The sequence below is a fragment of the Phenylobacterium sp. genome, from assembly GCF_030646615.1.
Taxonomy (GTDB): Bacteria; Pseudomonadota; Alphaproteobacteria; order Caulobacterales; family Caulobacteraceae; genus Phenylobacterium.
The window spans coordinates 49,654-63,816 of record NZ_JAUSLG010000074.1 but is presented as its reverse complement, the minus strand read 5'-3'; the positions used below and the strand labels follow the sequence as shown (position 1 = coordinate 63,816).

Genomic DNA, 14,163 nt, shown 5'->3' with positions numbered 1-14,163 from the left:
CCGGAGCCCTCGCCTACCAGTCGACGGCGGCGCGGACGGTCAGCAGGGTTTCATCGGTGACGCCGGTCTCAGCATCCTCGATGCTGGCCTGGATCAGGTTGGCCGAGAGGCGCAGGCGGGTGACCGGCAGCCAGTTGATCACCGCGCCATAGGTGGTCATCTCGCCGCCGGTGATCGACCCGTCGTCGAGGTCGAGGCGGCTGACCCTCAGGCCGGTCTCCAGGGCGCCGAAACCGCCCTGGCCCCAGGGCCGATCAGGACGCACCCGGCCGAACGTGCCCGAGGCGACATCATAGGGCCGCGCCTCGCCGGTCCAGCGCCAGGCGACCTGGCCGGACCAGCCGCCGAACCGGGGGCTGGCCGCCGGGCCGTCATAGTCGATGAGGCCGCCCTCCGCCTGGAAGGTCACGGGCCCCTGGCCGTAGCCCATCTCGACCCCGACGAACCGCGCCGCATCGGCGGTGAAGTCGCCGGTGCCCAAGGCGGTGGGCGCGCGCCCGCTTTCCGGCCGCTGGGACAGGCTGACGGTGGGATCCTGGGTGTCTTTCTCAAGGGCGTAGGCCGACGCGCCCATGTGCATCGCCGCCTCACCGGGCAGCAGGTCGCCATAGGCGCGCACGGCCAGCAGCCGGGTTTCGCCTTCGTCCCCGTCCAGGTCACGGTCCTTGGCCTCGCCGAAGACGCCCCCCTGCACGCCCCAACGCTCACGGACGTAGTTGGCGGCCAGGCCGACGCGACGTCCCGGGGCGATCGCCCCCACATAGGCGGAGCGCTCCAGGAACAGGGTCTGGGTGTCGGAGGTCAGGTCTTCATTGGTGACCGGCGGCTTGAAGTGGCCGACGACAATCTCGAGGGACGGCGTCGCCTGATAGGCCAGGGTGACATCCTGGAGGGTGACGTCGGGGCCGCTGAAGTCGGCCTCCGCCACATAGGCGACTTCGTCGGAGAGGTCGCCCTTGACGCCCAGATAGAGCCTGCGCACCTCTCCGCCCGTGATGGTGGAGCCCTCGTCATTGTTGGCGATCAGGGCGTCGAACTGCAGCCGCCCCCTCAGGTTGGGTCCTTCGGCGGCAAAGGCTGCGGCGGCGGCCATGGGCGATAGACCCAGGACCAGGCCCGTCCCAAGGGCTGAGGGAATCGTGCGGAGCATTCTTCCCTATACAGATGAGATGGCGCCGAAGCCACAGGGCGGCGATCGCTGATATCCGTGCGCCGGAAGGGCTTTGCCGCAGCGCCGCCAAGCTGTTATTGCGAACGACTTTCATAATCGCTCGCGACTTCCAAGGCTCCGCTCATGTCCGCCCTCAAGACCCTGCTTTCCGGCGCCAGCGCCCTGGCCTTCGTCCTCGCAGGCGCCCCGGCGGCCCTGGCCCAGGGCGTCGAGGTGGACGAGCTGGTGGTCACCGGCTCGCAGGTGGAGTTGGCGCCCGTCTATGCCGGCGGCCAGGTGGCCCGGGGCGGCCGGGTGGGCCTGTTCGGCGCCCTGGACGTAATGGACACCCCCTTCTCGGCCACCAACTACACCGAAGAACTGGTTCGCAATCAGCAGGCCACCGGCGTCGGCGACGTGCTGAAGAACGAGCCCACCGTCCGGGTCGCCAAGGGGTTCGGCAACTTCCAGGAACTCTATGTCGTCCGCGGCTTCCCGGTCTATTCCGACGACATGACCTATAACGGCGTCTATGGAGTCCTGCCCCGGCAGTTCGTGGCCGCCGAACTGATCGAGCGGTTGGAAGTCTTCCGCGGCGCCAACTCCTTCCTGAACGGCGCAGCCCCCGGCGGCAGCGGCATTGGCGGCGCCTTCAACCTGGTCCCCAAGCGCGCGCCTCAGGATCCGCTGACCCGGGCGACGGTCGGTTATGAGACCGAAGGCGCCCTCTATGGCGCACTGGATGTCGCCCGCCGCTTTGGCGCGGCCGACGACTTTGGCGTCCGGCTGAACCTGGTTAAGCGCGACGGCGAAACCTCGGTCGCCGATCAGGACCGCGATCTGTCGGTGGCGGCCCTGGGCATGGATTATGAGGGCGAGCGCCTGCGCTTCTCCGCCGACCTCGGATTCCAGGATCACCGGATCGACGCCCCGCGGCCCAGCGTGACCCCCAACGGCGCCGTGCCCGCCGCCCCCTCAGCCGACAGCAACTTCGCCCAGCCCTGGACCTTCACCGACGAGCGCCAGCTGTTTGGCGTGGTCCGCGGCGAGTTCGATCTGAACGCCAATGTCTCGCTGTGGGCCGCCGTGGGTGGTCGTGACGGCGAGGAGGAAAACGTGCTGGCCAACCCCAACGCCTCAGCGGACGGGACCACCAGCGCCTATCGCTTCGACAACCGCCGCGAGGACGAGATCATCTCGGCTGACGTCGGCGTCCGGGCCGACTTCAGCACCGGCGGCCTGGAGCATCGCGTCGTCGTCTCGGCCTCGGCGATCCAGTCGAAGTCGCGCAACGCCTACGCCTTTTCCAACTTCGCGGGCTTCGCCGGCGACCTCTACAATCCCGTGGCCGTGGCCCCGCCGGCCGCCAACTTCTTCGTCGGCGGCGTGCTGTCCGATCCCAAGGTCACCGAAAAGGTGGACAACCGCAGCCTGGCCATCGCCGACATGATCACCCTCATGGACGGCCGCCTGATCGCCACCCTGGGCGCCCGCTACCAGGAGATCGAAACCACCACGTTCAACTACAATTCCGGCGTGCAGGATACGCAGTACGCCGAGGACGCCATCACCCCGGCCGTCGGCATGGTGTTCAAGCCGAGCGACGCCGTGTCGGTCTACGCCAACTATGCCGAAGCCCTCACGCCCGGCCAGATCGCGCCCGGCGCGGTGGGCGGCGTCCCGATCCTCAACCCCGGCGACATCACCGCCCCCTTCCGCAGCAAGCAGTACGAAGCCGGCGTGAAGTATGACGGCGGGACCTTCGGCGGCACTGTGTCCCTGTTCAGCATCAGCCAGCCCAGCGCCATCGTCGACAATCTGCTCTTCGTGGTCGATGGCGAGCAGGTCAATCAGGGCATCGAGCTCAGCGCCTTCGGCGAGCCGATGTTCGGCCTGCGGGTGCTGGGCGGCGCCACCTTCGTCGACGCCGAGCGCAGGCGCACGGAGGGCGGCGCGTTCGACGGCAAGACCGTCATCGGCGTCCCGGAGTTCCAGGCCAACCTCAATGTCGAGTACGACCTGCCGACCCTCCCGGGCCTCACGGTGGACGGGCGTATCGTCCACACCGGCTCGCAATATGTGAACGCCGCCAACACGGTGAGCCTGGACGCCTGGACCCGCCTGGACCTGGGCGCCCGCTACAGCCTCGATGTCTCGGGCAAGCCGGTCACCCTGCGCGCGCGGGTGGAAAACGTCACCGACCAGGACGACTGGCAGTCGGCCGGCGGCTATCCCGGGGCCAACTATCTGGTGCTGGGCGCCCCACGCACCTTCATCGTGTCCGCCTCGGTTGATTTCTGATCATCGGCTCCTGACGACGGGACGCAGCGGCATGGTCCGTTGCGTCCCGGCGCAGAACCGCTTAGTTGAAAGCAATTCTCAACCGCAAGCCGCCCCTAAGCCGTTCCCGCATGACCCGCAACACCGTCCGCGTCTGGTCTGTCGTCCACAAGTGGACCAGCCTCATCAGCACGGCTTTCATGCTGATGCTGTGCATCACCGGACTGCCGCTGATCTTCCACGAGGAGATCGACGAGGCGCTGGGAACGCATGGTGTCTATGAGGCCCCGCCGCTCGGCACGCCGACGCTCAGCCTCGACACCATGCTGGCCAACGCCCTGGCGGCGCGGGAGGGCGAGATCCCGCTCTATCTGAGCTTCGACGAGGACCGCCCCGTGGTGAACTTCACCACCGGCCCGACGCCGGCTGCGACGGCCGACGAGATGCACTTCGCCGGCTTCGACTGGACAAGCGGCTCGGCCCTGCCCCCCTTCCCCGAGGGCGGGGTGATGCATTTCATCCTGCATCTGCATGTGGACATGTTCATGGGCCTGCCCGGCATGCTGTTCCTGGGCTTCATGGGCCTGGTGGCCTTCGCCGCCATCGTGTCCGGGGTCGTCCTCTATGCGCCCTTCATGCGCAAGCTGGACTTCGGCGTCGTGCGGGTCAGCCGGTCTTCGCGGGTCAAGTGGCTCGACTATCACAACCTGATGGGCGTGGTGACCGTGGCCTGGCTGAGCGTCGTGACCCTGACCGGCACGATCAACACCCTCTCCACACCCATCATCCAGCTGTGGCAGGCCGACCAGCTGTCGGAGATGACGGCGCCCTATAAGGGCCTGCCGCCGGCCCGCGCCGAGGCCTCCATCCAGGAGGCGGTGGACACCGCTCTGGCCGCTGCGCCCGGCATGCGCGTGCAGTTCGTCGCCTTCCCGGGCGTGGCCTATTCCACCGAGCATCACTACGCCGTCTTCATGCAGGGGGCGACGCCGCTCACCAAGCACCTGCTGACGCCGGCCCTGATCGACGCGCGCACCGGCGAGCTTTCCGCCATCCGGCCGATGCCCTGGTACGCCCAGGCCCTGCTGCTGTCTGGTCCCCTGCACTTTGGCGATTACGGCGGCCTGCCGCTGAAGATCCTCTGGGCCCTGCTCGACATCGCCACCATCATTGTCCTGGCCAGCGGCCTTTACCTGTGGCTCAGCCGCAGGCGCGCGCCGGCCACAGATCCGGTGGTGGCGCAGCTTCGCGATCGGCCCGTCCTGGCGCCGGCAGAATGACCATGAGCCGCGCCTCGAACCGCGCCAACCTGTGGCGCACCTTCGCCGCCCCGCTGTTGATCCTGGCCGCCAGCATCATTGGCCTGGTGGCGGCCCTGGTGGCCAATGGCCTGGGCGACTGGATTTCCTGGGCCGCCCTCAGCGTCCCCCTCGCGGCGATCGTCTGGGGCCGCCTGCGGCGCGGTCGCTAGAGAGTCGCTGGCGCCCGAGGAAAGGCGCGCGCCAGGTCCGGATCGATGCGCACCGTCACCGTGTCGCCCGGCCCGGGCGGATCAGCCGCCAGATGCATCTGCGCCCGCTGACCGCGCGCCTCAAGCTGCACCTCGTGATAGCCGCCGCCGAACCGCACCTGGGCGACCTGTGCCGAGGCGCCGCCGGGCCCAAGCCTGACCCCCTCGGGCCGCACCATGACCACGGCCGGTCCGTCGGCGAGGCCCTGCGCCGCGACGTCGCCGAAGGCCGTGCGGGCGACGCCGCCGGCGACCACAGCCTCGATCAGATTGACCTCGCCCAGCAGGCGGGCGGCGTCCGGCGACGCCGGATCGAGGTAGCAGGCCCTCGGGACGCCGGACTGGATGATCCGCCCCCCATGCATCAGGACCAGATGGTCGGCCATCAGCAGGGCTTCGCGGGCGTCGTGGGTGACCACCAGGACCGTGGCCCCAGCCGCACGAAGCGCCTCGGTTAGGGACAGGCGGACCTCTCCCTTCAGATGGGCGTCCAGGCCGGAAAAGGGCTCGTCCAGCAACAGGATATCGGGCCGGCGCGCCAGGGCGCGGGCCAGGGCCACCCGCTGTTGCTCGCCCCCCGACAGGGTATGGGGCCAGGCCCCGCCCCGGGCGCCCAACCGCACCTGATCCAGCATCGCCTGGGCGCGGGCCCGACGCTCAACCCGGGGCAGGTCGCGCAGGCCAAAGGCGACGTTCTGCAGGGCGGTCATGTGCGGAAACAGCGCATAGTCCTGGAAGACAAGGCCTATGCCTCGCACCTCTGGCGCCACGACCCCGCCCGGCCCCGAGAGCAACCTGCCGCCGGCCTCGATCTCGCCCGCGTCGGGGGTCTCCAGCCCGGCCACCAGCCGGAGCAGCGTGCTCTTGCCGCAGCCTGAAGGTCCCAGCAGGCAGGTGATCTGGCCTGGGCGCAGGTGGAGATCGGCGTCGATCACGGCTGGGCGTCCGCCATAGGCCTTGACCAGACCTCGCGCGATCAGGGCCGGGGCGATGGCGGCGGGGGCCTCGGTCATGTGGGGTCTCCAGGACGCGACGCGGCGATCTTGCGCGTCAGCCAGACCACCGCCGGCAGGGCGATCAGCACGATCAGCAGAGCCGGCCAGCCGGCGTTGGCCAGGCGTTCGTCACGGGCGTAATTGTCGGCGATCACCGCCAGGGTGTCGAAGTTGAAAGGCCGCAGGATCAGGGTGGCCGGCAGTTCCTTCAGGATGTCGATGAAGACCACCAGGCCTGCGGTCAGGAGCGCGCCGCGGGCGATGGGCAGTTGCACGCTCCACGCCGCCCCGGCTGGGCTTCGCCCCAGGCTGCGGGCGGCCTGCACCATTGAAGGTCCCACCCGCGACAGGCCCGCATCGATCGGCTCCAGGGCGGCCGCCATGAGGCGGGCCGCATAGGCATAGACCAGCATGATCAGTCCCGCGCCAAACCCCTGCGCGGCGCCCGGCGCCAGACGCCAAACCAGGGCGGCCGGCACGAGAAGGCCGATGGCCATCACGGCGCCCGGCGTGGCGTAGCCCAGGCTGGCCAGCCGCGCGAGGCCGGGCGTGCACGCCGAGCCGAGGGCCAGGGCGCCGGCCAGGATGACGGTCACGCCGGCCCCCAGCAGGGCCAGGGTCAGGGAGTTGGCGCCGGCCTGGAGAAGTCGCGGCCAGTCCGGCGTCACGTCGAGGAAGGCGATCGCCAGCCAGCCCACCGGGACCAGCAGGCCAAAGGCGATCAGCCCCAGACAAAAAAGGCTGGCCAATGCGGCCCGCGCGCCTGTGAGCCCGGCCACAGTCAGCGGACGCCAGCGGGCGTTGGCGCTCTCATAGCCGCGCCCGCCCCGCCCCCACCGCTCGATCCACAGCAACAGGGCCGCAGCCCCCAGCAGCGGCAGGGCGAACTGGGCGGCCGAGGTCAGCGAGCCGAACACGAACCAGGCCCGCACCACCCCGGTGGTCAGGGTCTGCACGCTGAGAAACTGCACGGCGCCGAAATCGGCCAGGGTCTCCATCACCGCCAGGGCCACGCCGGCCGCCAGCGCTGGCCGCGCCATCGGCAGGGCGACGCGCAGGAAGGCCTGGCGCGATGTGCAGCCCAGGGCGCGGGCGGCCTCCAGGGCCTGGGCGGACTGGTTCACAAAGGCCGCGCGCATGGCCAGATAGACATAGGGATAGAAGGCGCAGGTCAGCACGAAGGCCGCGCCGGGAAGGGTTCGCATCTCGAACGGCAGGTCGAAGCCGAGGACGGCCCGCATCCAGATGCGAAGATCACCGGCCACATCGAACAGGTCGGCATAGGCGTAGGCCACCGCAAAGGCCGGCGCCGCCAACGGCAGGGCCAGGGCCCAGCTAAAGAAGTCCCGGCCAGGAAACCGGTGCATCACCACGAGCCATGCCGCCAGGGTCCCGACCAAGCCCGTCGATACGGCGACCAGGCTCGCCAGCGCAGCCGAGGTCAGGGCGTATCGGGCGATGTCGCCGGCCGGAATGGTGGCGGTTTCCCCTGTCAGGGCGGCGGCGGCGACTCCGATCAGCGGAAGGATGGCGACGATCGCCGCCAATCCCGCCAGGACTCCCAGCAGGCCCGGCCCACCCGCTGGGCGTCGGCGGCGCTCGGGCCGACCGCGGCGTCCGCCCGCGACCGTTATCGCCAACCCGCCGCAGTCATCAGGGCCTGGGCCTCAGCCTGCCGCGGACCATAGGCGGCCACCGACATGGGATGGGCCGTGAACTCGGCATAGGTCGCCGTCGGCGCCGGCACGGTGACGCCGGGATTGGCCGGATACTCGCCATTCTCCTGCGAGACCAGGGTCTGGGCTTCCGGCGAAGCCAGGAACTCCAGGAACTGGATCGCCGCTTCGCGATTGGGGGCATTGGCGGTGACGCCGCCGCCGGAGATATTCACATGAGCGCCCTGGCCGTCGAGGGAGGGGAAGGCGAGCTTGACCGTCTCGGTCACGGCGCGGTCGCCCGCGTCGTCGCCGGCCGCCATGCGCACATAGTAGTAGCTGTTGGTCAGGGCGATCTGGCAGACGCCAGCGGCGACGGCGCGGATCTGGTCGCGGTCGCCCCCTTCCGGCTGGCGGGCCAGGTTGGCCACCACGCCGCGGGCCCATTCGGCCGTCTTTTCCGGCCCCCAGGCCTCGATCAGCGCGCCCACGAGCGACAGGTTATAGACATTGTCGGACGAGCGAACGCAGAGCTGGCCACGGAAGCGGGGGCTGGCGATATCCTCATAGGTGGCGATCTCATTGGGCTGGACCCGGGCCTGGTCAAAGGCCACCACCCGCGCCCGACGCTGGAAGCCATACCACCGCCCTTCGGGGTCGCGCAGGTTCGCCGGAACCGCAGCGGTCAAGGCGTCGGACGCCACCGGCGAGAGCAGGCCCGCCTCCTGGGCGCGCCACAGGGCGCCAGCGTCGGCGGCGACGAAGACGTCGGCTGGGCTGGCGGCGCCCTCGCTCTGCATCCGGGCGATCAGTTGCGGCGCCGAGCCCTCGATCCGGTTGACCGAGATGCCGCTGGCCTCGGTGAACATCTCGTAGAGCTTCTGGTCCACGTCATAGTGGCGGGCGGAATAGACGTTCACCACGCCGCCCGTCTCGGCGTCGGCCGGCGCGCCGGAGTCCTGGCCACAGGCGGCGAGGGCGAGGGCGGCGGCAAGGCCGGCGAAGGCGGTGAGGCGTGGGGTCAAGGCCTGTTCTCCTGTGATCTGCCCCTAGGCTTAACGAGGATGAGAACCTTTCGCAATGACCGCCGGCCTTCCTTGTCCTGTAGTACGACCCCTCCGCCAGGCCGTGTCCGGAGTGACTGATGCCCCCAGATCTTGAGCGTCAGTCGGCGGTTCGACGGATTCCGTTTTCGGAGGCTTTGCGCGTGTGGGCGCGCATCGCGGCCCTGTCGTTCGGCGGCCCGGCCGGCCAGATCGCGGTGATGCACCGCATCCTGGTCGAGGAGAAGCGCTGGCTTGGGGAGCAGCGTTTCCTGCACGCCCTGAACTATTGCATGCTGCTTCCCGGCCCTGAGGCGCAGCAGCTGGCCATCTATATCGGCTGGCTGATGCACCGGACCCTGGGCGGCCTGATGGCGGGGCTGCTGTTCATCCTGCCCGGCTTCGTCGCCATCATGGGTCTCAGCATCCTCTACATGATGCTGGGCGACACCGGCCCGGTGGCCGCCTTGTTCTTTGGCCTCAAGGCCGCCGTCCTGGTGGTGGTGGTTCAGGCCGTGGTCCGCCTCGGTGGGCGCATCCTGCGACGTGGGGCGCTTTTGGCCATAGCGGGCGCCGCCTTCGTGGGGATCTTCGCCCTCAGCCTCCCCTTCCCGCTCATCATCCTTCTCGCCGGCCTCACCGGCTTCATCGGCGGGCAGATGGGACTCCGCGCCTTCGCGCCCAAGGACCTCCACGGCGCGCCGGCCGGCGGGGTCGCAGACATCGACACCGTGCTCGGCGAGGGATCGCCGCCGCATACGCGGCCCGACCTCGCCTGGGCGCTGCGCGTGGTCGGGGTCATTCTCGTCCTTTGGCTTGGGCCGGTCCTGGCGCTCGGCCTCAGCCTGGGCTGGGACCATGTGTTCACCCAGATCGCGGTCTTCTTCAGCAAGATGGCCGTGGTGACCTTCGGCGGCGCCTATGCGGTCCTGGCCTATGTGGCGCAGGAGGCGGTGCAGACCTTCGGCTGGCTGGCGCCTGGCGAGATGCTCGATGGCCTGGGCATGGCCGAGACGACGCCTGGGCCCCTGATCATGGTCACCCAGTTCGTTGGCTTCATGGGCGCGGCCCGCGGTGCCTCTGGCCTTGATCCGCTTTGGGCCGGGGTCCTGGGGGGCGTCTTGACCACCTGGGTGACCTTCACCCCCTGCTTTCTCTGGATTTTTCTCGGCGCGCCCTTTGTGGAGCGGCTCCGCGGGGCTCGGGCCCTCAATGCGGCGCTGCAGGCGATCACCGCCGCCGTGGTCGGCGTGATCCTCAACCTGGCCCTCTGGTTCGGGATGCACGTGGTGTTCAGTGAGGTTCGTGCGGTAAGCCTCGCGGGCCTGACCCTGGACCTGCCTGTTCTCAGTTCCGTGGACCTTCCGAGCCTCTTGCTGACAATCGCCGCTGCCGTCGCCGCCTTCGGATTCAAGCTGGGCGTCATCCCCCTGATGCTGGGCTGCGCCGTGGCGGGTCTGGCCCTGCATGGGGCGGGTCTTTTGACCTAATGCGCCTCGGCCAGCAGGGACGCCACGCCAGACAGGGCCTCGGCCAGCACCTCCTGCCGGCCAGGGGCGCCCAGAGAGATGCGGACGCCGTTCGCCGCCATCGGTCCCACAGCGAAGGCCTCGGCGCTGACCAGGGCGAGACCGCGCGCCCTCGCCGCCGCCCGCAGGCGCGCCGCACTCCAGTCGGCCGGCAGGGGCAGCCAGACATGGATGGCTTCAGGCGAGCCCTGCGCCGGGGGCAGGCGCGCCGCAGCCAGGGCGCGGCGGGCGGCCGCCTCGGCCCGGACGCCGGCCAGCAGGGCCTCAGCCGTCCCGTCGCGGATCCAGCTGGCGACGACGGCCGACATCAGCGGCGCAGGCATGCCGGCGAGGCTGCGCACAGCCTCCACCGCGGGCGCCCCCTGATCGCCTTCGGGCGTCACCAGGAAGGCGAGGCGCAGGCCAGGCGCCAGGCACTTGGAGAGGGTGGCGATGTGGAAGGTCCGCTCCGGCGCCAGGGCCGCAAGGGCGGCGGGAGGCTCAGCCATCAGCCGGCTATAGGGGTCATCCTCAATGATCCAGAATTCGTGCGCCCTCGCGAGCCGGGCGATCGCCTGTCGTCTGGCGAGCGGCATGGTGATCCCCGTGGGGTTCTGCATGGTCGGGATGACATAGAGGGCGGCAGGGCGCTCTTCCCGGCAGATGGCCGCCAGGGAGTCTGGCGCAAGCCCCTCGGCGTCCGTCGGGCAGGCGATCAGCCGAACCCCCAGCTGGTCGGCGATGGCGAGCATGCCGGGATAGGTCAGGGGCTCCACCACCAGGGTCCCACCGCGGCCCACCAGGCGCCAGACCAGGGCCGACAGGGCGGCCTGGGCGCCGGGACAGACCTGGACCCGCTCGGGCGCCAAATCCCCCAGGACGGGCGCAAGCCAGGCGGCCCCGGCCGCGCGCTGACCCAGCGCGCCCAGGCCAGGGTGGTAGGCCATCAGCGTCGCCGCATCGGTTCTCTGCAGCACCTCCGCGGTTGTCTCTTTGAGGCTGGCGGCGATGGACAGGCCCCGGGGCTGGGGCGGCAGGTTCATGCTGAGATCGACGAGGCCGACCTCATCCTCGACCGTGAGACGTCGGACGAAGGTGCCGCGGCCGACAGCGCCTTCCACCAGGCCCCGGCTCCGCGCCAAGCCGTAGGCCCGCGTCACTGTCGTGAGATCGACGCCCATCAGGGCGGCCACGGTCCGTTGAGGCGGCAGCTGGTCCCCCGGCTGCAACTCTCCGGTCCGGATGGCCGTTTCCACTGCCTGGGCCAGGGCCAGATAGATTGGCTCGCCGCCCCTGGGAGCATGACGGAGCCAGGGGATGTGGCGGATTGTCATGGCGGGTTGATGTCCTGAGCCGACATCCATACATTACTATGTAATTGTATGGATGCAAGCGCGCTTTGTATGGAGTCCACCCATGGCGGAGTCTTTCAATCACCCCTCCAGCCTCAGCGCCGGCCTGCGCTGCCGCTGTCCCAACTGCGGCCAGGGGAAGCTGTTCAAAGGCTATCTGACCCTCGCCGACGGCTGCGACCACTGCGGCCTCGACTATGGGTTCGCCGACCCCGCCGACGGCCCAGCCTTTTTCGTCATGAGCGGCGTGGGTGTGATCGTCACCACGCTCTGGGCCATCTGGGCGGTGATGGCCCAGCCGCCGATCTGGGCGCAGATCGCGGTGGCCTTTCCCGCCATGATCGGCGGGTGTCTGGGCTCGTTGCGGCCGGTCAAGGCCTGGCTGGTGGCCGAGCAGTTCGTCCACAAGGCCGGCGATGCGGAGTTCGTCAGCGTCGGCAAGCATGGAGAGGGCGGGTTCACCCTGGACCGCCGCAAAGCCTCAGGGGGCTAAAATCCCCACCCCAAATTAACCTGCTGTTTGGCAAAGCGCACCACGGCTCTCTCCATGGGCAGAGATGACGTGACCTTGGAAGAGCGATTCAAATCGGCGGTGCGCCGCGCCTATGAAGCAGCCGGCGTGCGCCTGCAGGAGCACCACGCCGCCTCGCTGGCCAGCGTCTATGCGGCCTGGGCCCAAGGGGCGGACGAGGGCGTCGTGGTCCGAGTGGAGAGGGCCCTGGCGGCCTCTCTGGGCGTCAGGGCCTGACCTCCCCTATCGATCGCCCCGGTCACCCTGCCCTGGCTTGACCTTGGCCTCTGCCTTCTGGCGCTGGTCGGCGGCGAGGGACTTGCCCACATCCACCACCTCCTTGAACTGGCCGTCTTCATCGCGACGGACATAGCGCTTGTCGCCGGGGGTGGGCTCGATCAGTTCCCGTTTGCTGGTCATGGCAGATCTCCTTTCTGAGGGGCGAATCCGCAAGACGCCGTCCTGGTTCCTCCGGAGGCGTATCGCGCCGTGGGCCTCAAGCCGCTAAATGGGGACGCAATGCTACGGATCTCCGAACTTAAACTTCCCCTGGACCACGCTCCGGACGCTCTTCCGGCGGCCATCGCCCAGCGCCTGGGGGTCAGCGCAGGCGACCTTCTAGGCTGGTCGGTGTGGAAACGGGCCCATGACGCCCGGCGCAAGTCGGCGATCCTCAAGGTCTACATCGTCGATGTCGAAGTTCGGGACGAAGCGGTGGTCCGCCAGCGCCTGGCCGGCGATCCGCACCTGCGGCCGACGCCGGACACCGCCTATCGGTTGGTGGCGACATCACCGCCGCCCGGACGGCGTCGGCCGGTGGTCATCGGGGCAGGCCCCTGCGGCCTGTTCGCCGGCCTGATCCTCGCGGAGATGGGGTTTCGCCCGATCATCCTCGATCGCGGCAAGGTGGTGCGGGAGCGGACCAAGGACACCTGGGCCCTGTGGCGCCGGAGCGAGCTGAACCCGGAGTCCAACGTCCAGTATGGCGAAGGCGGGGCTGGCACCTTTTCCGACGGCAAGCTCTACAGCCAGATCAAGGACCCGCGTTTCCTGGGCCGAAAGGTGCTGACCGAGTTCGTCGCCGCCGGCGCTCCGCCCGAGATCCTGACCGAGGCCCATCCCCACATCGGCACCTTCCGCCTGGTGACCATGGTCGAGGCCATGCGGGCCAAGATCGAGGCCTTGGGCGGGGAATACCGGTTCCAGCAGCGGGTCACCGATCTGGAGCTGGACCGCGGCCCGGACGGCGGCCACCGGCTGCGCGGCGTCCACCTGCACACCGGCGAATTCCTGGAGGCCGACCAGGTGGTCCTGGCCATCGGCCACTCCTCCCGTGACACCTTCCAGGCGCTCTACGACCGGGGCGTCCATATCGAGGCCAAGCCCTTCTCCATCGGCTTCCGCATCGAGCACCCGCAGTCCTGGATCGACCAGGCCATGTTCGGCCCCTGCGCGGGCCATCCGGACCTGGGCGCGGCGGCCTATTCCCTGTCCCACCCCTGCGCCAATGGGCGGACGGCCTATTCCTTCTGCATGTGTCCAGGCGGCACGGTGGTGGCGGCGGCCTCCGAGCCGGGGCGGCTGGTGACCAACGGCATGAGCCAGTATTCGCGCAATGAGCGCAACGCCAACGCCGGCTTTGTGGTCGGCGTCTCGCCGGCCGACTATCCCAACGACCATCCCCTGGCCGGGATCGAACTGCAGCGGGAGCTGGAAGGCCGCGCCTTCACAGCCGGCGGCGGCGACTATTTCGCGCCGGGCCAGCGGGTCGGCGACTTCCTGGCGGGCCAGGCCTCGACCACGCTAGGGGTGGTTGAGCCCAGCTACAGGCCCGGGGTCCGGCCCACCGACCTTGCGGCCCTGATGCCGGACTATGTGGTCGAGGCCATGCGCGAGGCCCTGCCCGTCTTTGGCCGCAAGATCCCGCGCTACGACGATCCCGAGGCGCTGCTGACCGGCGTCGAGACCCGCACCTCCTCGCCCATCCGCATCACCCGCGACGCCACCTTCCAGAGCCTCAACGTGCGCGGCCTGTTCCCCGCTGGCGAAGGCGCCGGCTATGCCGGGGGCATCTTCTCGGCCGCTGTCGACGGCATCAAGGTCGCTGAAGCGGTCGCCCAGGCCATGGCCCAGACGGGCGCCGCCGCGGCCTGAGCCTG

General features: G+C 69.6%; 13 protein-coding genes. 7 read left to right on the top strand and 6 right to left on the bottom strand.

The window, feature by feature from the left end:
• Positions 1 to 13: 13 nt before the first annotated feature.
• The gene (locus Q7S93_RS13710) at positions 14 to 1,150 is read right to left on the bottom strand and encodes an OprO/OprP family phosphate-selective porin (protein WP_304714464.1); all 1,137 of its coding nucleotides are present in this window, start codon (positions 1,148 to 1,150) and stop codon (positions 14 to 16) included.
• Between the two features lie 144 nt (positions 1,151 to 1,294).
• Between Q7S93_RS13710 and Q7S93_RS13705 the strand changes: the two genes are divergently transcribed.
• From Q7S93_RS13705 to Q7S93_RS13695, 3 genes are all read left to right on the top strand, one after another.
• On the top strand, positions 1,295 to 3,451 hold the full coding sequence (locus Q7S93_RS13705; protein WP_304714463.1) for a TonB-dependent receptor: 2,157 nt from the start codon (positions 1,295 to 1,297) through the stop codon (positions 3,449 to 3,451).
• 110 nt (positions 3,452 to 3,561) lie between these two features.
• Positions 3,562 to 4,710: a PepSY-associated TM helix domain-containing protein gene (locus Q7S93_RS13700; protein ID WP_304714462.1), complete on the top strand. Its 1,149-nt coding sequence runs from the start codon at positions 3,562 to 3,564 to the stop codon at positions 4,708 to 4,710.
• A gap of 2 nt (positions 4,711 to 4,712) precedes the next feature.
• Entirely contained in the window at positions 4,713 to 4,901 is a 189-nt protein-coding gene (locus tag Q7S93_RS13695) for a hypothetical protein (RefSeq protein ID WP_304714461.1), read from the top strand.
• On the opposite strand, the gene Q7S93_RS13690 is transcribed toward Q7S93_RS13695, so the two are convergent.
• The 3 genes from Q7S93_RS13690 to Q7S93_RS13680 form a co-directional block, all read right to left on the bottom strand.
• Positions 4,898 to 5,953, bottom strand: coding sequence for an ABC transporter ATP-binding protein (locus Q7S93_RS13690; protein ID WP_304714460.1), 1,056 nt, complete (start codon positions 5,951 to 5,953; stop codon positions 4,898 to 4,900). The two genes, Q7S93_RS13695 and Q7S93_RS13690, sit on opposite strands and share 4 nt — an antisense overlap.
• A complete protein-coding gene (locus Q7S93_RS13685) occupies positions 5,950 to 7,482 on the bottom strand; it encodes an ABC transporter permease (protein ID WP_304714459.1) in 1,533 nt (510 codons plus the stop codon). The genes Q7S93_RS13690 and Q7S93_RS13685 overlap by 4 nt, the downstream gene beginning before the upstream one ends.
• 83 nt (positions 7,483 to 7,565) lie before the next feature.
• Positions 7,566 to 8,615, bottom strand: a complete 1,050-nt coding sequence (locus Q7S93_RS13680; RefSeq protein ID WP_304714458.1) for an extracellular solute-binding protein — start codon at positions 8,613 to 8,615, stop codon at positions 7,566 to 7,568.
• 119 nt (positions 8,616 to 8,734) lie between these two features.
• Between Q7S93_RS13680 and chrA the strand changes: the two genes are divergently transcribed.
• The gene (gene chrA / locus Q7S93_RS13675) at positions 8,735 to 10,123 is read left to right on the top strand and encodes a chromate efflux transporter (protein ID WP_304714457.1); all 1,389 of its coding nucleotides are present in this window, start codon (positions 8,735 to 8,737) and stop codon (positions 10,121 to 10,123) included.
• Here the strand turns inward: chrA and Q7S93_RS13670 are convergent.
• The gene (locus Q7S93_RS13670) at positions 10,120 to 11,475 is read right to left on the bottom strand and encodes an aminotransferase-like domain-containing protein (RefSeq protein ID WP_304714456.1); all 1,356 of its coding nucleotides are present in this window, start codon (positions 11,473 to 11,475) and stop codon (positions 10,120 to 10,122) included. The two genes, chrA and Q7S93_RS13670, sit on opposite strands and share 4 nt — an antisense overlap.
• 82 nt (positions 11,476 to 11,557) lie before the next feature.
• On the opposite strand from Q7S93_RS13670, the gene Q7S93_RS13665 reads away from it, so the two are divergent.
• Positions 11,558 to 11,986 (top strand): DUF983 domain-containing protein, encoded by a 429-nt coding sequence (locus tag Q7S93_RS13665; protein ID WP_304714455.1) that lies wholly within the window; start codon positions 11,558 to 11,560, stop codon positions 11,984 to 11,986.
• Between the two features lie 54 nt (positions 11,987 to 12,040).
• Positions 12,041 to 12,241 carry a hypothetical protein gene (locus Q7S93_RS13660; RefSeq protein ID WP_304714454.1) on the top strand — a complete coding sequence of 67 codons (201 nt, stop codon included), beginning with the start codon at positions 12,041 to 12,043 and terminating at the stop codon, positions 12,239 to 12,241.
• Positions 12,242 to 12,247: 6 nt separating this feature from the next.
• On the opposite strand, the gene Q7S93_RS13655 is transcribed toward Q7S93_RS13660, so the two are convergent.
• Entirely contained in the window at positions 12,248 to 12,424 is a 177-nt protein-coding gene (locus tag Q7S93_RS13655) for a hypothetical protein (protein ID WP_304714453.1), read from the bottom strand.
• A 99-nt stretch (positions 12,425 to 12,523) separates the two neighbouring features.
• Here Q7S93_RS13655 and Q7S93_RS13650 point away from each other — a divergent pair, with 99 nt between their 5' ends.
• On the top strand, positions 12,524 to 14,158 hold the full coding sequence (locus tag Q7S93_RS13650) for an NAD(P)/FAD-dependent oxidoreductase (protein WP_304714452.1): 1,635 nt from the start codon (positions 12,524 to 12,526) through the stop codon (positions 14,156 to 14,158).
• The last annotated feature ends 5 nt before the right edge of the window (positions 14,159 to 14,163 follow it).